This window comes from Candidatus Methylolitoribacter marinus (assembly GCF_051853155.1).
Classification (GTDB): domain Bacteria; phylum Pseudomonadota; class Gammaproteobacteria; order Burkholderiales; family Methylophilaceae; genus BACL14.
The window spans coordinates 402,240-427,703 of record NZ_CP124221.1 but is presented as its reverse complement, the minus strand read 5'-3'; the positions used below and the strand labels follow the sequence as shown (position 1 = coordinate 427,703).

The following is a 25,464-nucleotide window of genomic DNA, read 5'->3' as shown; positions in this document are numbered from 1 at the left end:
ATCAAAAAGATATTTTAACTTGATTATTACTTAAAGGAGGGTTTGTATTTTTTATTGATAATACTTACCAAGTGAAGCATCACTGGAACTTCAACCAAAACGCCTACAATGGTAGCTAATGCAGCAGGTGAATTTAAACCAAATAAAGTTATTGCAACGGCAACTGCCAACTCAAAAAAATTAGAAGTACCAATTAAACATGCTGGACCGGCAATTTTTTTATTTAGTCTTATTTTTTTGGAGATAAAATAACCCAGATAGAATATGAGGTATGTTTGTAAAATTAAAGGGATTGCTATCAAGACCATGTGGAAAAAATTATTCGCAATATTATTCGATTGCAAGCCAAACAATATCACTATGGTTAGCAATAAGGAAAAAATGGAAAATGGTTTGAGCTTTTGAATAATATTACTAATATTTTTTTTAAAAAATTGACGAATAAAAATTGATGCAATCAATGGCATAACAATGAATAATAGTACAGATGTAAATAAAGTTTCATACGGTACGACAATATCAGAGACCTGCAACAGGAATCCAGCAATTGGGGCAAAGGCAAAAAGCATAATTAAATCATTCACTGAAACCTGAATAAGTGTGTAGTTAGAATCACCTTTCATTAAATGGCTCCATACGAACACCATTGCAGTGCATGGGGCTACTCCAAGTAAAATCATGCCAGCAATATATGCTTGAGCCAGATCTGCAGGAATATAATTGCTAAAAATATATGACATAAACAAAGTCGCGAAAAAAAACATTGTAAAAGGTTTGATTAGCCAGTTAATTGATAATGTTAGAAATAATCCGCCAGTATTTTTAGACAAGTCTTTAATTTTTGTAAAATCAATCTGCAACATCATTGGCAAGATCATTGCCCAGATAAGAATGGCAATCACCAGATTAATATTATGATATTCAAGTATTGCGATTTGTTGAAATTGCTGAGGAAAAACCAAACCCAATGATTGACCTATGACAATTGCTAGAAAAACCCAAACACTTAAATATTTCTCAAAAATTCCCATTAGACTAAAGTCTCCTTTATGTGCTTGATATGTGTTGCTATTGATTCAGGATGATTTTGAATTAACTCATCAAGTCTCGAAATAACTCTCTTCAATTTATCGAATAAATCTTGAAACGCCTTATCCTTTTCAGGACCATCAGTAAAAGCAGAAGGGTCTTCAAAGCCCCAATGATCTTTAATGCAATCGCCAACCCATATAGGGCATGGTTCCTTATGAGCATTACCGCACAGTGTGATGACAGCATCAAATCTAATATGAGATAAATCATCAATCGACTTAGAGGATAAGTCATTAATGCTGATATTGTTTGCTTTTAAAGTCTCTAAAGCTTTTGTATTAATCACTCCAGCTGGAGTGCTTCCCGCACTATAAGCATTAAAACTATTAGAGTCTATTGATTTTGCTATGGCCTCAGCCATGATGCTTCGGCAACTGTTATGCGTACAGATAAATGCAATATTCATTATTTTTTAAGTAAAAAATACATCTAATTAATTATGATAGATTTTTCAAGAGCAATCTCGTTCGGGTGGCGTGCATCGCCTTTTTTATTTTTCAGTGAATAGTCCAATTTTTTCGAAAGCCAATAAGTGTGCTTAGAGTCAATATGTGGATAAAGAGCTTCATCAATGACTCTTTCTTTCAATCTCTGATTTTTGATTGGAAAGGACACTTCAGTTCTTCGAGACAGATTTCTCTCCATCCAGTCGGCCGAAGAACAATACACGAGTTCTTTTCCTCCATGGTAGAAATAGAATATTCTGTGGTGTTCTAAAAATCTCCCAACAGTGGATAAGACCCTTATATTTTCTGATTGCCCTTTTACTCCCGGAATTAATCTTGATACGCCACGAATAATCATGGTTATCCTTACCCCGCTATTTGAAGCCCTGTAAAGCATATCAATCACTCTAGTATCCGTTAATGAATTGACCTTAATAATCATTTCTGCAGTTTTTCCAAGCTTAACTTGTTTGATCTCATGAGATATCATTCTTTTTAAAAACAACATATGCATCTCTGGTGAATTTATTATCTCCTTGGGTTTAACCTCCTTGCGCACACCTGATAAAAAGTCAAAGGTCATCAAAATATCATTACATATTGTTTTATCCGCAGTAAAAAGGCCAAAATCTGTATAGGATCGTGCATTGCCAGCACTATAGTTTCCTGTACCCAAATGCGCATAATGCTGAATATACGGCTTATTATTGTTTGGGTTTATTTCTTTTCGACTAATTATTAACAATTTGGCATGACATTTAAAATTGGGTTTTCCATGAACTACGTGTGCTCCAACATTCTCTAGTTTTTCAGCCCACTTTAAATTTGCCTCTTCATCAAACCTTGCTTGCAATTCAATGACAACATTCACATCAATCCCGTTAATTGATGCCTCCATTAAAGATTGAATAAGTTTGGATTTTTTATCTGCTCGATAAATTGTTTGTTTAATCGATACCACATTCGGATCAGTAGCAGCAGATTTTACAAACTGATTCACAATATCAAAACTCTCATAGGGGTGATGTGCAAGTCGATCTTTTTCTTTTATCCATTGAAAAACATCTTCCCCAAAATTAATTTTTCTCGGCTGATGTTTCGGAAAAAAGAAGCTTGGGTTGTTGATATGATCCAATAGGCCTATATAATTCGCTAATGAAGGGGTGCCCCTGAAGGGGTGAACAAAGTTTGTTGTAACATCGTGATTGTCTGCAATAAACTTAACAATATTTTTAGGCATTCTGGTCGATGTTTCAATTCTAACTGGCTCACCTGTTTGCCTGGTCATTAATTTACCTGATATTGAATCCCTTAGATCATCCATATCTTCTGCTGATAATAACAAATCTGAATTCCTGGTAACCTTAAATTGGTATTCATTTATATAGTTATGATCAGGGAATAATATACTGGCAAACTCGCGCATCATTGCCACAAGGAAAACAAAACCATATTTTTTTGCTCCCGTAGTCTGCTTAGGAAGCTCGTAGACTCTTTGAAACATTCTTGGGATCTGGACAATGGCATATCGAGTTTGCTTCGTATCTTTTTCCTGCAGCTCAACGAAGTAACCAGTTGATTTATTGATCATTTTTGGAAATGGTCTATTCACATTTAAAACAATCAAATTGAGATAAGGTTTGACCTGTTGAGTAAAAATACGCTTAATTGTCTTGCTATACTTTTCAGGCCAGTCGTTGTCTATGAATAATGTTATTTCATTGTTTCTTAGCTCGGGAATAATTTTTCCGAAGAGCTCAGCTTGAATCTCTTTTTCAATTTTTTTTGATTTTTTTTGAATGAAATCAATCTTGTTTTGAATATTTTTCTGATTTTTTGTGTTCTTGGCTTCTTCAAGCACGCTTGAGAATCGTATTTCAAAAAATTCATCTAACAAGGAACAACAAATACAGACATACCGAAAACGCTCAATTAGAGGAACTTTTGGATTTGATGCAATAGTAAGAACTCTAGATATAAAATCTAAATTACTTAGTTCTCGGTCATTATATGTAAAGCTCATCAGCTTGAATGGTAATAAATTAAAATGACAAAATTATGACAAATGTCATAAGTGAATGTTTTGGCTTTAAATTATATATAAACAATTGACATCTTCAAAACGAGTCCAATTTTATTCTTATTATAAAGACAGTAAGAAAATATTTTAATAATGTCTTGAGACATTATTATTTTTTTGTTAATATGTCCGGACTAATTTCATTTTGTTTAAGGATCAAAAAAAATGGCTCAAAATAATAAAAGAGTAACGAAAACTAAATTAACTTCGGTCGATGCTTATATCAAGAAGCATAATTCTCTTGCGCCCACTTCATCAAAAGCAGTAAAAAAAACTGCTCCTAAAGTAATGCCAATACCAGAATATTTAATCGCCCCTAAATCAACTTATCAGTTATGGTTTGAAGCTTATCAACAAGTCGCAATATCCTCAGATAAAAAAATTCATCAGGCTTACAAAAAACATAAGAAGTTTTATAAAGAGTGGAAATCAGATGCAACAAACTTTACCGCTTGGTGGAAAGAGAAAGCTTATTTATTCGAAGATACTTCTACTGTCGAAGAGATAGATAAATTAGATAAATCAAAAACAGCGGTTAATTTAAGTATCCCAACTAACAAATCAATGGATACACTGATTAACCAATTCAAAAAAGTCATGAAACCAATCCTGGATAAAACAAAGGCTCAAGAGGTAATCATTAAACACAAATTTTCACCGACTATTAACAAAGGACTTAAGCCAATCAATATTAAGTTGTTACTTGAGCTAAATAAAACAGTCTTCGATCAGAAGTTTGAAGATAAACAAGAATTAGCATACCAAGTCAGCCTGGTTGTAAATAAAGCTGAATATAAAGATACAGCCCCCGCCTCTTTATTAAAATTCAAAGAATTGTATGAAAATATGAAGAAATCAAATCCTCTGATTAGAGCAATTGTAAAAAATATTGATATTAAGGAAATGAGTAATGTGAAGCGGTATATTAATCGATACCGTCAAAAAGGCCATAAACTTTTAATAAATGTTGCTTCAGGAGTTTTTCCAGGAAGATATTAGGAAGGAAGCGCGAATGAAAAAGAAAAATCAAAAAAAACTAGCGAAAAAGAAGCAAGTTAAAATAAACAAGTTAGTTATTTTTATACTTAACATTACCGCTTTAGCATTATTAATATTTTATTTATTTCAGTGATAAGTAAATAAAAAAACCCGCCACCTGGCGGGTTTTTTTTGATTAATATTTTTAAGCAGCTTTTTTGACTGCTTTTTTTACAATTCTTTTTGCTACCTTTAACTTCGAAGGTGCTTTTTTTGAAACAACTTTTTTAGCAAATTTCAAAACTTTGGCTACTTTCTTTTTCTTCACATCAGCTTTTTTAACAGCTTTTTTTGCAACCTTCACCAATACTTTTTTCTTCAACGATTTCGCCATTTATCTTCTCCATGTATTAAAAAATATTATTATAAACAAATATTTAATTATAATAAAGACATAAAATAAAATAAATTATAATGTCTTATCTTCTTTTTAAAAAAAAATATATACAATTTAAGTTAATATTTATTTATGAAAAATGCTTGTTTTGAGTGCGCAACAAAAGAGAGAATCATGTATCGCTGTCGATACGGTGGCAAAAAAGATTGGGTGTATCTCTGTCAAAATTGTTTATTAACCTTACGCTCTGAGCATAGAGATCATTTTGAGTTTGATGAAACCTGGAAAACTTTCTAGTTCATTTTTGTAAAATATCTTGTATCAAGCTAATGCCGAACCTTACTCCGAAACCATTTACATCAGACATAGCCGCTCCTAAGCCACCCTTAGTATTACTGGAGGATAAATCCACATGAAGCCAAGGCTGTTTGGGATCAGATAAAAATTGACTTAAAAATCGTGCTGCGTGAATGTGGTCCGGGCCACCTTCTAATGTGCATTGCTTGATATCAGCTATATCGCTTTCAATGTCTTCTTCATAATCCTCATCAAAAGGAAAGCTACACACTCTTTCTCCTGACTTCTGACCGGAACCAACAGCCAAACAGGCGAGTTCAGGTTTATTGCTGAATATTCCACTATAGCGATCTCCCATTGCGACTGCCATACAACCAGTCAATGTTGCAAAATCAATGACTGCATCTGATTTGGTTTTAGTAGCCAATGTTAAGGTGTCTGCCAATACCATTCTACCTTCAGCATCTGTATGGATAATCTCAATAGTTTTTCCATTTAACGCTTTTACAACATCGTTTTGTTTGTAAGCTTTTGGTCCAATATGATTTTGAGCAATCGCAAGCCAGCAATCAATTTTTACCGGTAGTTTATTTAGAGAAGCCGCCTCCAAGATTCCTAAGGCGGTTGCGGAACCATTCATGTCCTCATGCATACTATACATATATTTGGATGGCTTTAAGTTATGTCCGCCAGTGTCAAAACAGATACCCTTTCCAACCAAGGTTATTGTTTTTTTAAAGGTTTTAGGTTGGTAAGTTAGGTGAACAATGGCTGCATCTTGAGGCTCTGAACCCTGCCCTACAGCTACAAAAGCTCCAGCCCCCATTCTTTTCAACTGACTCATATTGTATTCTTTAAATTTCCACTTTCTTTTAGAAGCCAGTTTTTTTATTTCTTGACGATAATGTGTTGGGGTTAAGTCATTGGGTGGTGTCATCGTAAGCTGTCTTGATAAAGTGTTTCCCGATACTATTGCTTCAATTTCGACAACCTCTTTTGCAGATAAATTACCAAAGAAATTAATCACTTTCAATTGCTTTTTTTTGATCTTACTTTTTCTTGAAGGGAGATCCTGAGAATTTAAAAGAGCCGTGTAAAGTAATTCACGATTCCATAAAGGATCGTCAACTTCACAAAATAAATTGATTGTTTCTGGATTTTCACTTAATAAATTTTTTAACCCTTTTCTTACATGTGTTTGTATTTTAAAAGTATTACTAGTTGAGTATTTTAAGAACACATGATGTCCAGCATTATCTCCGTCGACACTTAAAAACTTACTCTCTAGGTCATTAAATTTCATCTTCAATCGTTTTAATTTAGCTTTTGCAAGATCGGAAAAAATTTCTGAATTTTCAGATTTAAGGACATTTAAACTATATTTAACAGATTTTAACGACATTTTAGCCGAATTTGTTTGAAGATTAATTTTTACTTTCATGCTTAGACCCCGCCCGGTAATTTTTTTATAAAAAAATGGTAATTTATCGTAGAATTATACTCTTCGAGACAAGTTTCCTGCTTAAAGTTCTTAATATTTTATTTAAGCAGATTTAAGCCTTATTTTTTAAATTTTGTTTTACTTTGGAGTTGTAGTTTATGGAGTTGTATCCAGATACAGATATTCAAGAGACTCAGGAATGGGTAGATTCACTTAATTCAGTCATCGAATCAGACGGCGCTGAACGAGCTCATTACTTGATCGAGATGATGATTGATCAGGCTCGTCGATCAGGATCTAATTTACCTTACAACGCCACTACTTCATATGTAAATACCATACCGACCCATTTACAACAAAAACATCCTGGCGATCCTGACATGGAAAGAAAAATCAGGGCAATTATTCGTTGGAACGCTGTCATGACTGTATTGAGAGCTAACGAAAAATCTCCAGGCATTGGTGGACATATTGCAAGCTTTCAGTCATCAGCAACCCTATACGATGTAGGTTTTAATCATTTTTTTCGTGCGCCCAATGAAAACTTTGACGGTGATTTAATCTTTTTTCAAGGTCATAGTTCACCAGGTATCTATTCAAGAGCTTTTTTAGAGGGTCGACTAACTGAAGATCAACTCAGTAATTTTAGGCTTGAATCAACAGGGCAAGGATTATCTAGCTACCCTCACCCTTGGTTAATGCCTGAGTTTTGGCAATTCCCAACGGTATCCATGGGTTTAGGTCCTATTATGGGAATTTACCAAGCTCGCTTCCTTAAATATCTTCATGACCGTGGGATTGCTGATACCAGTGATCGTAAAGTCTGGGTGTTTTGTGGTGATGGTGAGATGGATGAACCTGAATCACTAGGCGCTATATCTCTTGCTGCTCGAGAAAAATTAGACAACCTTATTTTCGTTGTGAACTGTAACCTGCAGCGCTTGGATGGTCCGGTCAGAGGAAATGGAAAAATAATTCAAGAACTAGAATCAGATTTTAGAGGCTCAGGTTGGAACGTTCTTAAAGTAATCTGGGGTTCTTACTGGGACCCTCTATTTAATTTGGATAAAGATGGTTTCCTTAAAAAGCGTATGGAAGAATGTGTAGATGGTGAATTCCAAAACTTTAAAGCTAAAGGCGGGGCTTACACCAGAGAACATTTCTTTGGTAAATATCCTGAATTAAAAGAGATGGTATCCGCGATGTCAGACAATGACATATGGAGATTAAATCGTGGAGGACATGACCCTCATAAAGTCTATGCTGCTTATGCTGCTGCCACATCACACAAAGGTCAGCCATCAGTCATTCTTGCCAAAACAGTTAAAGGTTATGGAATGGGAGATGCAGGTGAGGGACAAAATATTACCCATCAGCAAAAAAGTATGGATATTGAATCGCTGAAAAAATTTAGATCCAGGTTCGATCTTCCTATCACGGACGAAGAGGTAGAAAATTTGAAATTCTACAAGCCAGAGCCAGACTCTCCAGAGATGACATATATGCGTGAAAGAAGAGAAGCTCTGGGTGGATCACTCCCTCAACGAAAAACCAAAGGAAACTCATTAACCGTTCCTAAATTGGATAGTTTTTCAAATCTACTAACATCGACAGGTGAGAGAAAAATATCAACTACTATGGCATTTGTTCGTATGTTGACAACCTTGGTGAAAGATAAGGAGATCGGTAAATATGTGGTACCAATTGTTCCTGACGAAGCTAGAACATTTGGCATGGAAGGCATGTTTAGGCAATTGGGAATTTATTCATCAGTAGGTCAATTATATGAACCACAAGATGCTGACCAAGTAATGTTTTATAAGGAACAGAAAGATGGTCAAATTCTTGAAGAAGGAATTAATGAGGCTGGTTCGTTTTCATCGTGGATTGCCTCTGGGACCTCATACAGCACCACAGGGATACAAACCATACCCTTTTATATTTTCTATTCTATGTTTGGCTTCCAGAGAATTGGAGATTTAGCATGGGCAGCAGGTGATTCGAGAACGAGAGGTTTCCTTCTGGGTGCAACTGCGGGTCGAACGACTCTGAATGGTGAGGGGCTGCAACACGAAGATGGTCATAGTCATTTACTATCAGCAACCATTCCTAATTGTGTATCTTACGATCCTTGTTTCGCTTATGAGTTGGCTGTGATTATTCAACATGGTCTTTATCGCATGATAGAGAATCAGGAGGATGTTTATTATTACATCACGATAATGAATGAAAACTATTCTCACCCCGATATGCCAAAAGGTGTCGAAGATCAGATCATTAAGGGTATGTATCAGTTCAGCAAAGCATCTGGTAAGGTTAAAAATAAAGTTCAGCTCATGGGCTCAGGAGTAATCTTTAGAGAGGTAATTGAAGCAGCACAGTTGCTTGAAAATGACTGGGGTATTGAATCCGATATCTGGAGTGTGAGTAGCTTTACTGAATTGCGTCGAAATGCTTTGGATATTGAAAGGTACAACCTATTAAATCCAGACGATGAGCAACGATCATTTATCCAAGAACAAATTATTGATACTGAATCACCGATTATTGCATCGACGGATTATATGAAATCATTTTCAGATCAAATTGCTAACTTTGTTCCTAACTCATTTACTTCGCTTGGAACTGATGGGTTTGGAAGGTCAGATAGCCGTGAAGCATTGAGATCATTTTTCGAAGTTGATCGATATTATATTGCTCTTGCTGCTTTGAAAGCATTAAAGGATCAAGGCAAAATTGATAAAAAAATTATGAGCGAAGCGATTAAAAAATATAACATCAATCCTTCTAAAATTAATCCTGCATTGAGTTAATTATGAGCGAAATTTTAATTCCTGATATTGGTAATTTTGATAGTGTCGACGTCATCGAGATCTTAGTAAAACCAGGTGATAAGGTCAATAAAGATGATCCTCTTATTACTCTAGAGTCGGATAAGGCCTCAATGGATATTCCTGCGACCGAATCTGGAATCATCAAAGAGGTTAAAGTGAGCGTGGGTGATAAGGTAAAACAAGGGAGTGCTATTGCAACCTTCGAAAGCGCGTCCGGCGATGAAAAAAAGATGGAGACAAAACCAACTATAAAAAAAGAAGTGGTTGATGATGTAAAAGAAAAAATTATTAGCGAACCTTCACGTCCATCCCCAGAGCCACCTCAAACAATTCAGCCTGAAAATAAACCCATGCCTGTGGCTGAAAGTATTATCTCTGAACCGACGAAAAAAAGTCATGCCTCACCCTCGATCAGAAGATTTGCCCGTGAGCTTGGGGTTGATTTATCCTTCATCAATGGTTCTGGACGAAAAAATAGAATCCTCATGGAAGATGTGCAGAACTATGTCAAGGGTGAGTTAAGTAAGCCCCGCTCACAAAATATGGGGGCTAATTTTGCGCCAAGCCCGATGCCTGTAATCGATTTTGATCAATTTGGTCCTAATGAGACTAAACCACTTTCTAAAATTAAAAAAATTTCAGGATCAAACCTCCATCGAAATTGGGTGTCTGCGCCACATGTAACTCAGTTTGATAATGCAGACATCACGGACTTAGAGGCCTTTAGAAAATCAATGCAGGCTGAGGCAGAAAAACGTGGGACCAAGTTAACACTATTAGCCTTTCTCATGAAAGCTGCAGTAAATGCTCTTAGAGCCTATCCAATTTTCAATACCTCTTTGGCAGCAGATGGTGAGAGTTTAATTTTTAAAAATTATTTTAATGTTGGCTTTGCGTGCGATACACCGGACGGATTAGTTGTTCCTGTTGTGAAGGGTGTGGAAAAGAAAGATGTTCTTGAAATTGCTCAGGATTTATCCATCTTATCTGCAAAGGCTCGTGAAAGAAAACTCACGATTGATGAAATGCAAGGGGGATGTTTTACTATATCCAGCCTAGGAGGTATTGGAGGAACTAAATTTACCCCTATCATTAACTGTCCTGAAGTTGCGATCTTGGGTGTTTCCAAAGCTGAGATGCAACCCATCTACGATAACAATTCCAAAGGATTTGAGGCAAGATTAATATTACCGCTTTCATTGTCATATGACCACCGTGTGATTGATGGTGCTGATGGCGCAAGATTTACCTCCCATTTACGCATGATGTTATCTGACGTTCGACGACTACTTCTTTAAAATATTTATGGCTAATAAAACATTTACTATCCCAGATATAGGTAATTTTGACTCGGTTGAAGTGATTGAAATTCATGTTAAGCCTGGCGATGCAGTGAATACTGATGATGCGTTAATCACACTTGAATCTGAAAAAGCATCGATGGACATCCCGGCAACTTTTAATGGAATAGTTCAAGAATTACTTTTAAAAGTTGGGGACAAAGTAAAGCAAGGTGATAATATTCTCAATTATGACATCCTCGACGCCAAAGAAACTCAACCTGCTAAGACAAAATCAGGATCAACCAAACCAGCTGAACCAACAAATGGTAGCGGAGATGCATACGATGTTGTTGTGCTAGGCTCCGGTCCAGGAGGCTACACAGCCGCATTTAGAGCTGCAGACCTTGGTTTAAAGGTTGCCTTAATTGAGCGATTCTCAACGATTGGTGGGGTATGTTTAAATGTAGGTTGTATCCCTTCAAAAGCTTTGCTGCATATGGCAAAAGTGATAACCGAAGCTGAAGATGCTAGTCATCATGGAATTAAATTCAATAAGCCCGAGATTGATCTTGAAAAAATTCGTGAGTGGAAAAATAATGATGTCGTTGGCAAACTCACAGGGGGTTTGAGTCAAATGGCTGGTCAAAGAAAAGTGGTCGTGATTGAAGGCTATGGAAAATTTACTGGATCAAACTCCATTGAAGTTGAAGGTAAAGATAAAAAAAGAACCAAAGTTAATTTTAATTCAGCCATCATAGCAGTGGGTTCCAAACCTATTGTCATCCCAAATACTCCAGATCATCCTAATATAATTGATTCTACTGGCGCTTTAGAGTTTAAAGATATTCCTGAAAGAATGCTAATTGTCGGTGGGGGTATTATTGGTTTAGAAATGGGAACAGTTTATGATGCTCTTGGATCAAAAATTACAGTTGTTGAACTTGCTGATGGATTAATTCAAGGATGCGATCGCGATCTTGTTCGTCCATTACAAAAACGTATGGAAAAACGCTTTGAAAATATTCACCTTAATACGAAAGTGATTCAGATTAAGGCCGATGGGGATAGTCTCAAAGTTTTGTTTGAAAACAAAGATGGTCAGTTCGAAGATACCTTTAATAAAGTAATGATTTCAGTTGGACGCACTCCGAATGGAAAATTAATCGATGCCGAATTAGCCGGAGTCAAAGTTGATGATCGAGGATTCATTAATGTTGATCAGCAATTCAAGACAAATATACCTCATATTTACGCGATTGGGGATGTGATCGGCCAACCAATGCTTGCCCACAAAGCAACCCATGAAGCGAAAATTGCTGCCGAAGTGATTGCTGGCGAAAAAGTCGAATACCAAGCTAACGTCATCCCATCAGTGGCCTATACCGATCCTGAGGTTGCTTGGGTAGGTGTCACCGAAAATGAAGCAAAACAAAATAATCTAGAAATTGAAAAATCAGTTTTTCCATGGGCTGCTAGCGGTAGAGCGTTGTCAAATAACAGAACGGAAGGATTGACCAAGCTCATATTTGATAAAGAGAATAAACGACTCATTGGCGCAGGCATTGTTGGAGTGAATGCTGGTGAATTAATCGCTGAAGCCTGTCTGGCTATTGAAATGGGTGCAGATGCTCAAGATATAGGGCTAACTATTCATCCTCACCCTACCCTATCAGAGTCTGTTGCCATGGCTTCTGAAGTGTATGAGGGAACGATTACAGACTTATTTATCCGCAAGCGCTAGTTTTTTGTAAATTTTTAAACCCTCAATCACAGCATTTTCGATTTTTTGATATTTCAGCTGCAATTGCTCCTCAAGGGAATCAAAAATAATATTGGCATCACCACCGGTAAGATAAATATCGATTTCATTAAAATTAAGATCATGGTGCATAATAAATTTTTCTACCGCGCCTGACACAGACATCAAAAACCCATGCAACAATGCCATATCAGAATTATTAATATCTATTGTAATATCTTTATTTTTTAATCTTATAGCAGCGGAATTTTGCATTAGAGACTGGTTGAAAAGATGGAATCCTGGAAGGATTAATCCACCTTTGTGAAGAAATGAATCATTTTCAATAAGCAATAAGTCAATAGTTAAAGCAGTGCCTGAATCGATAATGATCGCATTTTTTTTTGTTTTTTCAGTCAATGCTAATACACCTAACCAACGATCAACACCTAACTCATCAGAATAATTAGTTTCTAAGAATTGTTTATTAACTTTAGCAAAATAAATATGAGGACATAGTGGTTTTATTTTTTCGACAATTTGTTTTTCAAGGTTTTCAGAATTTACGCTTGAAATGAAGACTGTTTCGATTTCCTCAGAGTTAATAGATAAATCTATTAACTCTGTATTAAAAATAGATCCAGTTTTTTCAATACCTTTATTGGATGTTAAACACCACTTTGTTTTTGTATTACCAACATCTATGAAGAGATCCATAAATTAAATCTTATAAATAAAAAATTAATGACATAATAATGTAATAAATACTGAGTATAGTTTAGCAAAAATGGATCCTTTTATATCGAATAAAACAGAGAACTTAGTAGCTGCTATTGATTTAGGCTCCAACAGCTTCAAATTAATGATTGCTAAAATCATATCCCATAACGGAATTCTTCACATTGAAGAACTCGATACTATCAAAGAGTCAATTAAAATTGCCTCCGGATTGGACGATAAAGGTTTTCTCTCAGAAAAATATGTCAAAAAGACTTACGAAACACTCATTAGATTTGGTGATCGCCTTCGTAGATTTGATAAAAAATCTGTCACTGCAGTCGGAACCTATACGCTCCGCTCAATAAAAAATAAAAATTTCATCGACAATGCTCAAAAGCTTTTAGGTTTTGATATTGAGATTATATCTGGCACTGATGAGGCTGAATTTATTTACCAAGGCGTCATGCATGTTTCACCGGAGCTAAGTGGCAAACAATTAATTATTGATATTGGTGGAGGGTCCACAGAAATCATTATTGGTGATCGAAAAAAAATTAAAGATTCATTATCACTTTCCATGGGCTGTGTTACCTCTGCGGTTAGCTTTTTTGATGGAACCAAAGTCACCAAAAAAACTTTTGATAATGCTGTAGTTCATGCAAAAGAGATTTTAGAAAAAAACTTAAATAAAAATTTTAATAACTGGGCAAATGTAATTGGCACATCTGGAACATGCAGAGCCGTAGCTGATATTATTTTACTCAATAACCTTGATACAACCACCAATAGTCCCATTGATGAAATTGGAGGTTTTATAACACTCAAAGGACTTAAGGCAATAAAAACTGAGCTCATACAGGCCGGAAATGTTAATCAATCAAATCTCAGCGGAATAAAAAGTGAACGAAAAGCAGTGATTGCAAGCGGGTTATCGATTTTATTAGCTATTTTTGAGCAATTAAAAATTAAACAAATGGAAGTTACAGAATCAGCTCTTTTATATGGATCTATTCATAAAAGATTATTTAATTTAATTGAGAATCCAAATAATGCTATTGGAGCATATAAAAAAATTATTCCGTTAGATGTGTCTGATAAGATCAAAGATCAATGTGAAGAAGAAATAAAAATTCTTGAGGAAAAATTTTATTCCGACGCTAAACAATCTAATAGAGTTTACTTAACTGCCCTATCAATGTCGGAACGCTTAATTACCAAAGAAGAAGATCGAAAACTTTTATTATGGGCATCAAGATTATTGGAAATAGGTAAATCAATAAACCTCAAAAATTATCATATATATTCAAGTTACATTGTCAGCAATAGTGAACTTCATGGATTTACCAATAAACAAAAGGTAAGGCTATCCACTCTCATTCATGCCCATAGAGCATCATTAAACACTTATAATTTTAATAAAAAATATATCGACTGGGTTATGTTGTTCACGCTAAGGCTAAGTTATATTTTATGTAAAAATAGAGAATTATTCGATTTTTCTAATATAAAATTTGAGAAGACAACTAAAAAAATCATCATTAGCTTCAAAAAAGAATGGTTAAGGCAAAACCCCTATCTTTCCTACAGATTAAAAAAAGAAAATTCATATTGGAAAAAAATAAATAGTTATTTTAAGATTGTAACTTCTTAGCTATTTGTGTATTAATAATCTCATTTGCTTTAAGAGCAATCTCTTTTCGACTTTTATTGCTACTGTTTATACCATTAAAGTATGTAACCATAACCTCAAAACCAGGGTTTCTAACTATTCTTAGAATTGATTCAACCAAGGTGTCATTACCGACATATGCTGGAATATTTGTAAATTGATTATCTTTAAAATATTCGATAGAAACTGGGTAAGTCGATTTTTTTAAATCAACTGGAATTTGAAAAAAATTACTATGAAACGGTTCAACATGTTTACCAACTGTAGAAGTACCTTCTGGAAAAATAAAAATAGATGAGTCATTTAATGTTTCTTTAATTTGTTGGTAAGCTCTTAACATTGAGGTTTTTGATGAGCGATCTAAAAAAATTGTATTAGTAAACCTAGCCATTAATCCAAAAATCGGCCAGCTTTTTACTGATGATTTGGCAATGAATACAACAGGCATAATACTGTTGATAACTATAATATCTAACCAAGAGATATGGTTTGCAACAAAAAAATTATTTCTTAACAAACGTAAATTTATGCCAGATATTTCTACTTTTACCTTAAGAATCCTTAATAAAAAAAGGCACCAAGATTTTATAAATTGAGTTCTCATTTTTTTTGTTATTACAGGAAATGTAATGACCAAAAAGAGTCCAAACAGAACATGAACAAATAATTGCAAAATTTTTACTAAACTTAAAACTGTCATATTTTTTTCATATTCATAAAATAAGATTACTAAAACTTTGATAGATTTTCATGAATCACTTTAGTACCATTTGGATATCAGATACTCACCTAGGAACAAAGTCTTCCAATGCTAAGCATCTCATTAATTTCTTTAAGCATAATACCGCAGATAAAATATATTTAGTAGGAGATATCATTGACGGCTGGGAATTAAACAAAAAATGGTACTGGCCAAAATCCCATAATCAATTCATCAGGGTAATTCTAAAAATTTCAAGAAAGTCTAAAGTCATTTATGTCCCAGGAAATCATGACTCATTTTTAAGGAATTTTATAAGCTTGATTAAATTTTCCTCAATTTCATTTAAGAAAAATACAATTCATTTAACTAAACAAAAAAAAAGAATATTAGTGACACATGGAGATCAATTCGATAGTGTCAGAAATGTATCAGTCTTAATGAACAAACTTGGTGACCTTCTTTATTCTTTTTTTATATTCATCTCAACAAAAATTACTGACTGGAGAAATTCAAGAAATCTCCCCCATTGGTCATTTGCAACTCAGGTAAAAATGAAGTCTAAAAACGTAAAAAAATACATAAAAAACTATAAATTATTTATGGTAAATGAAGCAAGAAGAAGTAAGTGTGACGGGGTTATTTGTGGTCATATTCATCATCCTGAAATAGAAACTATTGATGGAATCAATTACTACAATGACGGAGACTGGGTTGAGCATCTTTCAGCTTTAGTAGAAGACAAAAATGGAAATATAAAATTAATATATTGGAAAGAAATTAAATAGCCAAAGGAGTTAATATGAAAATTACAAATCTGCAAATTCAGCAAAATATCCAAAGTGCTAAAAGAATAAATAAATCATCTGCAAACCCATTAATCATAGCAGATTGGGTAAGAGATAAAAAAGATTTACAAATGGTACAAAAACTTCGTTATAAAATCTTCAAAAAGGAAATGGGAGCAAATATCAAAGGATCACTCGACAAGGATACACTTGATGATTACTGCGAACATCTAATTATTAAAGATGCAATTAATAACCAACCTGTTGGTACGTATAGAATTCTTACCCCTTATAAAGCTAAAGAGTATGGCTCTCTCTACACTGAAAGTGAATTCAATATTGGAAGTCTTGCTTCAATAAAAAATGAGATGATAGAGCTTGGAAGAGCATGTATTGATAAAAAATATCGAACTGGCGGAGTGATCATGATGTTATGGGCTGAAATTGCAAAATTTATGGTTACCAATAAATTTCGATACCTGATTGGCTGTTCAAGCGTTTCAGTGAAAGATGGAGGATTTAATGCTGCCAATTTATATAATCAACTGAAGTCGCATAAACAATTTCTTGACTTAGATGATGTTTATCCACTTCACCCATTACCTGTTGAAAAGTTATGCAATGATGAAAAAGGTAATATACCTCCATTGTTAAATGGCTATATTAGACTCGGAGCAAAAATTATTGGTAAACCTGCTTGGGATCCAGAGTTTCAAACTGCTGATTTTCTTACTTTACTCGATTTAGAAAATTTGCCCAGTAAATATAAAGCTCATTTTCTAAAGTAATTAATTTTCATCAGAAATACTGCGAGAGAAAATCTTTTTTTCAAAAGGTTTTATTTTCGTATCAATGCGATTTGCAATAATCAAATCAGAATTATCAGTAAATTTTTTAAAAGATTTTTCAATATCAAAAGTCATTATACTTTTTTGTTGATCAAGCAATGGTTCATAAATAATAATTTTTTGGCCTTCCTGTTTCAAAATCTTGATTACGTCAATAATGGCTGATTCTCTAAAGTTATCTGATTTTGATTTCATAACCAATCTATATACACCAATTGTTTTTACCTTTTTTTCAATAATTTTATTTGCTATAAATTGTTTTCTTGTCTGGTTACTATCTACTATAGCCTTCATCAGATTATTAGGAATTTGCTTATAAGAAGATAATAACTGTTTGGTATCTTTTGGTAAGCAATACCCACCATAGCCAAAAGAAGGATTATTGTAAAAATTTCCAATTCTGGAATCTGTACAAACTCCATCTAATATATCTTTTGTATCCATACCCAATTTAATTGCATATGTATCTAATTCATTAAAAAATGCTACTCTCATGGCAAGGTATGTATTTGCAAACAATTTTATAGATTCCGCCTCTAATTCATTAGTAAATATTAATGGGGCTGTTCTATTTAGAGAAAGTTTTTTGAATATCTTGCCAATTTTTTTTGCATATTGGTCTTTTCCACCGACCACTATCCTTGAGGGGTTTAAACAATCATACAGCGCCGTGCCCTCCCGGAGAAACTCTGGTGAAAAATAAATCTTTTCATATTTAAAAATTTTTCTTAAATAATTCGTATAACCAACAGGTATCGTTGATTTAATTAATATTATACAATCCTTGTTAACTTTTAAAATATTTTGAATAGATTTTTCAATTGAAGATGTATCAAAAGAATCATTATCTACATCATAATTTGTTGGTGTAGCAATGATGATTAACTCTCGGCTTTTATAAGCTTTTTCAAAATTTTTAGTTGCTGCAAAATCTTTACTTACATTAATCAAATAATCATCGATCATTGAGTCACTAATTGGTGATTTCCTCTGATTAATTTTTTTTACTTTACTCTCATCAACATCAACCAATACAACATTGTGCAGTTGATCAAGCATTATGGCATTTGCTAATCCAACATAACCTATACCAACAATAGCAATCTTCAATGAGTTAAACCTGAAATTAGAATATCATGACATTCTTGCCAAGACCATTTTCTGGATGATTGACGCCTAATTTGGTTACGGTTTAAACCAAATGCAAGCTCAATATTTTCTTTTAAATTTTTTCCAAGAAAACCATCCACTCCATGTGTAACTATATCCTTAGGTCCAGTAACATTATAGGCAGCAACAGGAAGGCCATTTGAAAGAGCTTCAATAATAACTATTCCAAATGTATCAGTTAAGCTTGGAAAACAAAATACATCATTCGCATGATAATATTTGGCTAAATCTTTACCAAATTTATAGCCAACAAAATTGATACTTTTATATTTGTTTTCTAATTCATTTCTAATTGGACCATCACCGACAATAGTTATCTCAAAATAATTATGTAATTCACATAATTTCATCAGATTTTTCTCTTTGGATACTCTGCCAACATATAGGACTTTGATCTTATTTTTATTTTTTCTCTTAAAAGGAGCATCAATAATTAAATCCTTAGATACACCCCGAGTCCATAAATGAAGATTTGTGAATCCTAATTTTTTTAAATCATCTAGACAAGATTTGCTTGGAACAAAAATCATTTTCGATTTCTTATGAAATATTTTCAAATAGAAGTAGGCGATATTCTTAAATCGTCCAAAATATGATTCTAAATATTCAGGAAATCGAGTATGGTACGCCGATGTAAAAGGTAATTTATTAAATTTGCAGTAAATTCTGGCTACCAAACCAATTGGTCCTTCTGTGGCTATATGAATATGGGTGGGATTATGTTTTTTAATTTCCTTATACACCTTGAAAAACTGAAAACAAAACTGGATTTCTGGATAAGCATTAAAAGATTTGTATTTGAATAATGCTGGATGAATTATTTTTATTTTATTGTTAGAGAATTCAAAAATATTTTTGTAAGTTGTTGAAACGCCGTTAACTTGTTCAAATGTATCTGTTGCAATTAAGATGTTTTTCATACATTTGTGATTTTTTCATCAAATTGTTTCATTTATATGACAAAAGGAAATAACCCTAATTATTATTAAAAATGATCTCAAAATTGTCATAAATGTTTAACAAACCACTAATATATTGAAAACATGCCCAAAGCATTAAAAACAATTCTATTACATTGCAATAAAGCTGATACAGACTTTTGTGTGAAGCTAAATAAGCTTTCAAAAAATCAGATGATTCTTTATTTTTTTAACTTTATCAGCTGGTTAGGTAACGGAAAGATATGGTATTTCATTATATTTTTAATCCCATTCTTTCATGCTGATGGCATTAAAATATCTCTTGAGATGATCTTTTTCGGATTAGCAGGTACTTTAATTTATAAGCTCTTGAAATCTAAAATCAATCGCCCAAGACCATATAAAGTAAATCAATCTATCATTCTTGGTGGAAAAATATTGGATCAATTCAGTTTTCCATCTGGTCATACACTTCATGCAGTTATTTTTTCAATGATCCTAATATTTTACTTCCCTTTATTAACTGAAGTTTTTATTATCTTTACGTTTTTAATTGCCTTATCAAGAGTAATCCTTGGAATGCATTTTCCATCAGATGTATTTATTGGGGCTATTATTGGCTATCTTATCTTCCAACTATTTTTAATATATAAACAACAGTATGAAAATTTTATTTTTATCTGATGTCTACTTTCCTAGAGTCAATGGTGTCTCTACTTCGATAAAGATATTTATTGAAGATCTACAAAAATTAGATCATGAGGTACATTTAATATGCCCGGCATATAATGAAAAAAGTACAAAATTAAAAAACATTACTACAATTAAATCCAAACCAATCTTTTTTGATCCAGAAGACCATTTGATGTCATGGAAAGAGTTAAACAAACAAACTGATTGGATTAAAAAACAGAAATTTGATCTCATTCATATCCAAACTCCATTTATTGCTCATTATTATGGAAAAAAAATAGCCAAGATTCTTGATATACCAATTATTGAGACTTACCATACCTCCTTCGAGGATTATCTTCATCTTTATTTACCGATACTTCCAGAGCGCTTCGCTCGATGGTTATCAAGAAATATAGCTAAATATTTATGTAATCATTGCGATGGTATTATCTCTCCCTCTGAACAATTAAAGGATGTTTTAGAAGGATATGACGTTAACAAGCCTATAAAGGTTGTCCCGACTGGATTATCGGAAAATTCTTTCAGGAAAACTAATAAATATACTTTCCGTAAATTATATAATATCTCGCCTAATGATAAATTGTTATTGTTTGTTGGACGAGTTGCTCATGAGAAGAACATTGACTTCTTATTATATGCATTTACAAATATTCTGAAACAAAACCGTACAGTAAAATTCCTGATTACTGGCGAAGGTCCAGCATTTTCCCACATTCAGAAACTTATAAAAAAATTAAATATAGAAAAATCTGTAATACTTACCGGGTACCTAGAAGCTGAGAATGAACTATTAAATTGTTACGCATCCTCAGATCTTTTTATTTTTAGTTCAAAAACTGAAACGCAAGGCCTTGTTCTGATTGAGGCCATGGCTCAAGGGTTACCTGTTATTGCTTTAGCCGAAAATGGAACAAAATCAATACTGGAAAATAATCCTGGAGCAATTATTGGAAAGGATGACCCAATACAGTTTGCTCAAGCTTGTTGCAAGCTTCTAAATAATTGGAAAAAAATGTCCGAAATGGCTATTCAAGGCAAAAAAGAAGCAAAAGAAAAATGGAGCTCCAGAGCACAAACAAAAAAACTTATCGGTTTTTATGAAGCTGTGGAAAATAATTATTCAAAAAATCACTCCAAGAATAACTTGTTTACTACTAAAAAATTAAATAATTAACTTATTTAATTTTTTAAATTTTGGTCGGAACGGTGAGATTCGAACTCACGACCCCTTGCACCCCATACAAGTGCGCTACCAGACTGCGCTACGCCCCGATTATCCTTTGAGTATCTTTAAAATTTCTGCTAATTGATTTTTAAGGTTAGTTACAGGAACATTGCTATTTAATGGCTCATTCGACAAAGGAAGTTCTGCTTGAGCTTTTTGTACTTGTTCTTGTGATGTTGTTTCTTTAACAAACTGTTTATTAGATAACTTTTGCTTTGCTCCTTGAATCGTATAACCTTCTTCATACAACAGCTCTCTTATTTTACGGATAAGAAGCACTTCCTCAGGTTGGTAATATCTTCGATTACCCCTGCGGGTATTTGGAGATAAATTAGGAAACTCTTGTTCCCAGTATCTCAAAACATGAGGTTTAACGTCACATAACTTACTTACCTCACCGATTGCGAAATATCTTTTTTGAGGTAGTGGAGGTAAATTTATATTGGTTTTATTATTTTCCAGAAGATCCACCATCTACACTAGACTTTAATTTTTGGCTAGAATGGAAAGTGACTACTCGTCTGGCTTTAATAGGAACTGCTTCCCCAGTTTTTGGATTTCTTCCGGGCCTCTCTGATTTGGTTCTTAATTCAAAATTTCCAAAACCAGATAATTTAACACTTTCACCATTTTCTAGAGCAATTTTAATTTGCTCAAAGAAAGCCTCTACCATTTCCTTAGATTCTGTCTTATTCAAACCCACTTGTTCGAATAATAAATTTGATAAATTAGCTTTGGTTAATGTCATGTTAATTACAATCTTAATTCAGCATTAAACTCTTTTTTTAATAAATTAATTACTTCTGTCACACTTTTTTCGACGTCTTTTTCCTCAAGTGTTTTGTAAGTATCTTGCATAAGTATCAGAAATGCAAGGCTTTTTTTCCCTTCAGCAATCCCTTGACCCTGATAAACATCAAAAATTCTGAAGTCTTTGATGAAGTTAATGTTTCTTTTTCTGACCACATCAACCACATCACCTGCAACCACTTCTTCATCCATCAAGACTGCAATATCCCTTTGTAATGGAACAGATTTAAGAATCTCGGTATTCAGTTTAAAATCATTTCCAGACAAATGATTTAAACCAATTTCAAATAGATACACTTCCTGATCCACGTCTAATTGTTTTTGTAGGGATGGATGTAATTTTCCTATGCACCCAATCTTTTTATTATCTCTGTATATATCTGCTGACTGCCCAGGATGGAATGCGCCAATGGTCTCTGCTGATTGTTTCATCGTAATGCCGTCACCTAATAATTGCTCAAGATCAGATTTCACATCATAAAAGTCATGGGCTCTATTTTTTTCTATCCAATTTTTAGGGATTGCCTCACCTGAAACTAGACCGCTTAAAACTTGCTCTTCTGAGAAATTTGAGTTCTCTTGGGTAAATTTGTTAGCAATCTCAAAAAATTTAATTTGAGTACGGCCACGATTGATATTAAATTTCAATGCTTCGATATGGCTAGACCATAAATGACTTCGCATGGTATTCATATTTTCAGCAATTGGGTTTTCGAGCTTAATAATATGGTCATTACCGTGAACAATTGACTCCATGGATTCATCAATAAAGCTATAACTTACTAATTCAGAATACCCAAGGTCTGACATTGTGTGCCTTATCTTGCGCACATCAGAGTGTCTATTCTTGCTTGATCTGGGGTTAAGCATCATTTTCGGGTTCATTGCCCCAATATTGTCATAACCTCTAATCCTGATCACCTCTTCCACTAAATCTTCTTCAATCTCAAGATCAAATCGATAAGATGGTGGGGTCACTGTGAAAATGCCATTACTCAAAATGAATGCTAAATCTAAGTTATTGAGTATCTGAGCCACCTCATCTTGACTTACGTCTCTACCTAAGATTCTAGTAACTTTACTTGGCCTTAATTGAATTGGGTGTCTTTGCGGCAAATCATGGTTGACGCTTGACACTTGGCTTGTATGGCCACCACAGTATTCATTGATGAGATTAATGACTCGGGTTAGCGCATGCTCTGTCTGAGAGAAATCAACACCTCTTTCAAAGCGGTGAGACGAGTCTGTATTCAATCCATAACTTCTAGCTTTACCTGCCATAGATAATGGAGTGAAAAATGCGGATTCAATAAAAATATCTGTGGTATCGGTCTTAACAGAAGACTCTAATCCACCCATCACCCCCGCTAAAGCGAGTGGACCATTATCATCAGCGATCACCAAATCATTTTCTATCACCTCAATTGTTTGATCATTTAACAAGGTCATCTTTTCTTGTTTAGATGCATTTCGGATAACCACATTTCCCTTAATTTTATTTAGATCAAAGGCATGCATTGGCTGACCAGTCTCTAACATCACATAGTTCACTAAATCAACGACAGGGTTGATTGATTTAATATCAGCACTGTCCAGTCGATGAATAATCTCATCTGGAAGCTGAGCTGAGTTGTTGAGCTGGGTAATTGATGCATAACTATATATCGGACAGGCCTCTATATTTATCACGTTTGGAGTAATTTTGCATTGATCGTTCGAGGTAAGCTGATTTATTTTAGGCATATCAAAAGGTAAGCCTTTAATTGACCTAACTTCTCTTGCGATACCTAAAATACTTAAACAATCTGCACGATTGGGAGTGAGTGACACCTCAATTACCGAATCATTTAAATTAAGCACTTTTGCAATTGGTTCACCATTAGTGAGGTCAAGACTGAGTTCCATTAACCCATCAGCCTCCTCAGACAATCCAATTTCTTTTGCTGAACAACACATCCCAAAAGACTCAACGCCCCGAAGTTTTGACTTCTTGATCGTAAATTCTGGAAATTTTGTGCCAATGAGTGCACATGGAACTTTAATGCCTGCTCTGGCATTAGGAGCACCACAAACAATTTGTAGTTTTTCGGACCCTACATCTACCTGACAAACATTTAATCGATCCGCATCAGGATGTTTTTCAATGCTAACAATTTCCCCTACAACGATGTTCTGAAGAGAGTCGCCAGGATTATTTATAGACTCAATCTCGAGACCTGCCATCGTTAAGTCATCAGCCAACTCATTGAGATTTAATTTATTTGCAAATAATTGATTTAACCACGCATAAGAGAATTTCATTTGAATTGCTCCAAGAACCTGAGGTCGTGATTAAAGAAATGTCTGAGATCATTAATGCCGTATTTCAGCATCGTCAACCTTTCAACACCAAGACCAAAAGCAAACCCTTGATACATTTCTGGATCAATATTCACATGCTTTAATACGTTCGGATGAACCATTCCACAACCACCTATCTCCAACCAGCCATCATTCCAACTCATATCAATCTCTGCAGAAGGTTCTGTGAATGGGAAGTATGAAGGTCTAAAACGAATAGTTAAATTTTCATCCTCAAAAAAACTTTGTAAAAATGACTGCACCACCCCCTTTAAATTAGCGAAGTTCACATTCTCATTAATCACTAATCCTTCCACTTGATGAAACATTGGTGAGTGGGTTGCATCAGAATCGACACGGTACACTCGGCCTGGTGAAATGATTTGGATAGGTGGCGTATTATTTTCCATGTACCTAATTTGCACGGGCGAAGTATGCGTTCTTAATACATGCTCTTTATTAACATAAAAAGTATCATGCATCGCTCTGGCTGGGTGGAACTCAGGAATATTTAATGCAGTAAAGTTATGAAAATCATCTTCAATTTCTGGACCATCAGCCACATCAAACCCGATCCCATGAAAAATGGTGCTAATTTCATCGATGGTATTCATGACTGGATGGAGTGACCCTTTCATCTTCGGTCGAGATGGAAGTGTGACATCAATTTTTTCTGTTTCTAATTTTTCATTCAACTCAAGATTTGAAATTTCTTCTTTACGAGTCTCTAATAAAGATTCGATTTGTTTTTTAACTTTATTAATCTCTGCACCTTTTTTAGGCTTCTCTTCAGGTGAAAGGCTGGCTAATGATTTCATCGCCTCGGTAATTGGACCGCTCTTGCCAAGAAATTTGGATTTGATATGGTCAAGCTCCGCCAGCTTCGAGCAACTAGCAAAATCTTTTTTTGCCTGATCAATGAGTTGATTTAATTGGTCCATAATATTTAAATAAAAAAGGGGCTTTCTTAAAAGCCCCTTTTTAAAAACATA

The 25,464-nt window shown here is 34.2% G+C and carries 22 protein-coding genes and 1 tRNA gene; 9 read left to right on the top strand and 14 right to left on the bottom strand.

Going from position 1 to position 25,464, the window contains the following annotated elements; all coding sequences use genetic code 11:
* Positions 1–26 precede the first annotated feature (26 nt).
* The 3 genes from arsB to ppk1 are packed head-to-tail and all read right to left on the bottom strand — an operon-like array spanning position 27 to position 3,561.
* Positions 27–1,031: an ACR3 family arsenite efflux transporter gene (gene arsB, locus QFA95_RS02240; RefSeq protein ID WP_486463210.1), complete on the bottom strand. Its 1,005-nt coding sequence runs from the start codon at positions 1,029–1,031 to the stop codon at positions 27–29.
* Positions 1,031–1,498, bottom strand: a complete 468-nt coding sequence (locus QFA95_RS02235; protein WP_486463209.1) for an arsenate reductase ArsC — start codon at positions 1,496–1,498, stop codon at positions 1,031–1,033. The genes arsB and QFA95_RS02235 overlap by 1 nt, the downstream gene beginning before the upstream one ends.
* Before the next feature lie 23 nt (positions 1,499–1,521).
* The gene (gene ppk1, locus QFA95_RS02230) at positions 1,522–3,561 is read right to left on the bottom strand and encodes a polyphosphate kinase 1 (RefSeq protein ID WP_486463208.1); all 2,040 of its coding nucleotides are present in this window, start codon (positions 3,559–3,561) and stop codon (positions 1,522–1,524) included.
* 222 nt (positions 3,562–3,783) lie between these two features.
* Between ppk1 and QFA95_RS02225 the strand changes: the two genes are divergently transcribed.
* Positions 3,784–4,617: a hypothetical protein gene (locus QFA95_RS02225; RefSeq protein ID WP_486463207.1), complete on the top strand. Its 834-nt coding sequence runs from the start codon at positions 3,784–3,786 to the stop codon at positions 4,615–4,617.
* A 184-nt stretch (positions 4,618–4,801) separates the two neighbouring features.
* Here the strand turns inward: QFA95_RS02225 and QFA95_RS02220 are convergent, their stop codons facing one another.
* Both QFA95_RS02220 and QFA95_RS02215 read right to left on the bottom strand, forming a co-directional pair.
* Positions 4,802–4,990 (bottom strand): hypothetical protein, encoded by a 189-nt coding sequence (locus QFA95_RS02220; RefSeq protein ID WP_486463206.1) that lies wholly within the window; start codon positions 4,988–4,990, stop codon positions 4,802–4,804.
* 301 nt (positions 4,991–5,291) lie between these two features.
* Entirely contained in the window at positions 5,292–6,731 is a 1,440-nt protein-coding gene (locus QFA95_RS02215) for a M17 family metallopeptidase (protein WP_486463205.1), read from the bottom strand.
* Between the two features lie 158 nt (positions 6,732–6,889).
* Here QFA95_RS02215 and aceE point away from each other — a divergent pair, with 158 nt between their 5' ends.
* Genes aceE through lpdA form a run of 3 tightly spaced genes read left to right on the top strand, consistent with a single transcriptional unit; the run spans position 6,890 to position 12,589 of the window.
* Positions 6,890–9,544: a pyruvate dehydrogenase (acetyl-transferring), homodimeric type gene (gene aceE, locus QFA95_RS02210; protein WP_486463204.1), complete on the top strand. Its 2,655-nt coding sequence runs from the start codon at positions 6,890–6,892 to the stop codon at positions 9,542–9,544.
* Positions 9,545–9,546: 2 nt separating this feature from the next.
* Positions 9,547–10,863 carry a dihydrolipoyllysine-residue acetyltransferase gene (locus QFA95_RS02205; RefSeq protein WP_486463203.1) on the top strand — a complete coding sequence of 439 codons (1,317 nt, stop codon included), beginning with the start codon at positions 9,547–9,549 and terminating at the stop codon, positions 10,861–10,863.
* A 7-nt stretch (positions 10,864–10,870) separates the two neighbouring features.
* Entirely contained in the window at positions 10,871–12,589 is a 1,719-nt protein-coding gene (gene lpdA, locus QFA95_RS02200; RefSeq protein WP_486463202.1) for a dihydrolipoyl dehydrogenase, read from the top strand.
* On the opposite strand, the gene QFA95_RS02195 is transcribed toward lpdA, so the two are convergent.
* A complete protein-coding gene (locus QFA95_RS02195; protein WP_486463201.1) occupies positions 12,569–13,303 on the bottom strand; it encodes a type III pantothenate kinase in 735 nt (244 codons plus the stop codon). The genes lpdA and QFA95_RS02195 overlap by 21 nt on opposite strands.
* A gap of 70 nt (positions 13,304–13,373) precedes the next feature.
* Here QFA95_RS02195 and QFA95_RS02190 point away from each other — a divergent pair, with 70 nt between their 5' ends.
* Positions 13,374–14,957 (top strand): Ppx/GppA phosphatase family protein, encoded by a 1,584-nt coding sequence (locus QFA95_RS02190; RefSeq protein WP_486463200.1) that lies wholly within the window; start codon positions 13,374–13,376, stop codon positions 14,955–14,957.
* Here QFA95_RS02190 and QFA95_RS02185 read toward each other — a convergent pair.
* Positions 14,938–15,675, bottom strand: coding sequence for a lysophospholipid acyltransferase family protein (locus QFA95_RS02185; protein WP_486463199.1), 738 nt, complete (start codon positions 15,673–15,675; stop codon positions 14,938–14,940). The two genes, QFA95_RS02190 and QFA95_RS02185, sit on opposite strands and share 20 nt — an antisense overlap.
* 50 nt (positions 15,676–15,725) lie before the next feature.
* Here QFA95_RS02185 and QFA95_RS02180 point away from each other — a divergent pair, with 50 nt between their 5' ends.
* Positions 15,726–16,463 carry a UDP-2,3-diacylglucosamine diphosphatase gene (locus QFA95_RS02180; protein ID WP_486463198.1) on the top strand — a complete coding sequence of 246 codons (738 nt, stop codon included), beginning with the start codon at positions 15,726–15,728 and terminating at the stop codon, positions 16,461–16,463.
* A gap of 14 nt (positions 16,464–16,477) precedes the next feature.
* Entirely contained in the window at positions 16,478–17,251 is a 774-nt protein-coding gene (locus QFA95_RS02175) for a GNAT family N-acetyltransferase (protein WP_486463197.1), read from the top strand.
* Here QFA95_RS02175 and QFA95_RS02170 read toward each other — a convergent pair whose 3' ends face one another.
* Positions 17,252–18,421 carry a nucleotide sugar dehydrogenase gene (locus QFA95_RS02170; protein ID WP_486463196.1) on the bottom strand — a complete coding sequence of 390 codons (1,170 nt, stop codon included), beginning with the start codon at positions 18,419–18,421 and terminating at the stop codon, positions 17,252–17,254.
* A complete protein-coding gene (locus tag QFA95_RS02165; RefSeq protein WP_486463195.1) occupies positions 18,418–19,401 on the bottom strand; it encodes a glycosyltransferase in 984 nt (327 codons plus the stop codon). Before QFA95_RS02165 ends, QFA95_RS02170 begins: the two co-directional genes overlap by 4 nt.
* Positions 19,402–19,524: 123 nt before the next feature.
* Between QFA95_RS02165 and QFA95_RS02160 the strand changes: the two genes are divergently transcribed.
* A complete protein-coding gene (locus QFA95_RS02160) occupies positions 19,525–20,085 on the top strand; it encodes a phosphatase PAP2 family protein (RefSeq protein ID WP_486463194.1) in 561 nt (186 codons plus the stop codon).
* Positions 20,063–21,271, top strand: a complete 1,209-nt coding sequence (locus tag QFA95_RS02155; RefSeq protein WP_486463193.1) for a glycosyltransferase — start codon at positions 20,063–20,065, stop codon at positions 21,269–21,271. Before QFA95_RS02160 ends, QFA95_RS02155 begins: the two co-directional genes overlap by 23 nt.
* Before the next feature lie 21 nt (positions 21,272–21,292).
* Here QFA95_RS02155 and QFA95_RS02150 read toward each other — a convergent pair.
* The 5 genes from QFA95_RS02150 to pheS form a co-directional block, all read right to left on the bottom strand.
* Positions 21,293–21,369 (bottom strand) — tRNA-Pro (locus QFA95_RS02150).
* Between the two features lies 1 nt (position 21,370).
* Positions 21,371–21,796, bottom strand: a complete 426-nt coding sequence (locus QFA95_RS02145) for a MerR family transcriptional regulator (protein ID WP_486463192.1) — start codon at positions 21,794–21,796, stop codon at positions 21,371–21,373.
* Positions 21,774–22,070 carry an integration host factor subunit alpha gene (locus QFA95_RS02140; protein WP_486463191.1) on the bottom strand — a complete coding sequence of 99 codons (297 nt, stop codon included), beginning with the start codon at positions 22,068–22,070 and terminating at the stop codon, positions 21,774–21,776. The genes QFA95_RS02145 and QFA95_RS02140 overlap by 23 nt, the downstream gene beginning before the upstream one ends.
* A 5-nt stretch (positions 22,071–22,075) precedes the next feature.
* On the bottom strand, positions 22,076–24,433 hold the full coding sequence (gene pheT / locus QFA95_RS02135; RefSeq protein WP_486463190.1) for a phenylalanine--tRNA ligase subunit beta: 2,358 nt from the start codon (positions 24,431–24,433) through the stop codon (positions 22,076–22,078).
* Positions 24,430–25,413: a phenylalanine--tRNA ligase subunit alpha gene (pheS, locus tag QFA95_RS02130; RefSeq protein ID WP_486463189.1), complete on the bottom strand. Its 984-nt coding sequence runs from the start codon at positions 25,411–25,413 to the stop codon at positions 24,430–24,432. The genes pheT and pheS overlap by 4 nt, the downstream gene beginning before the upstream one ends.
* Positions 25,414–25,464 lie beyond the last annotated feature (51 nt).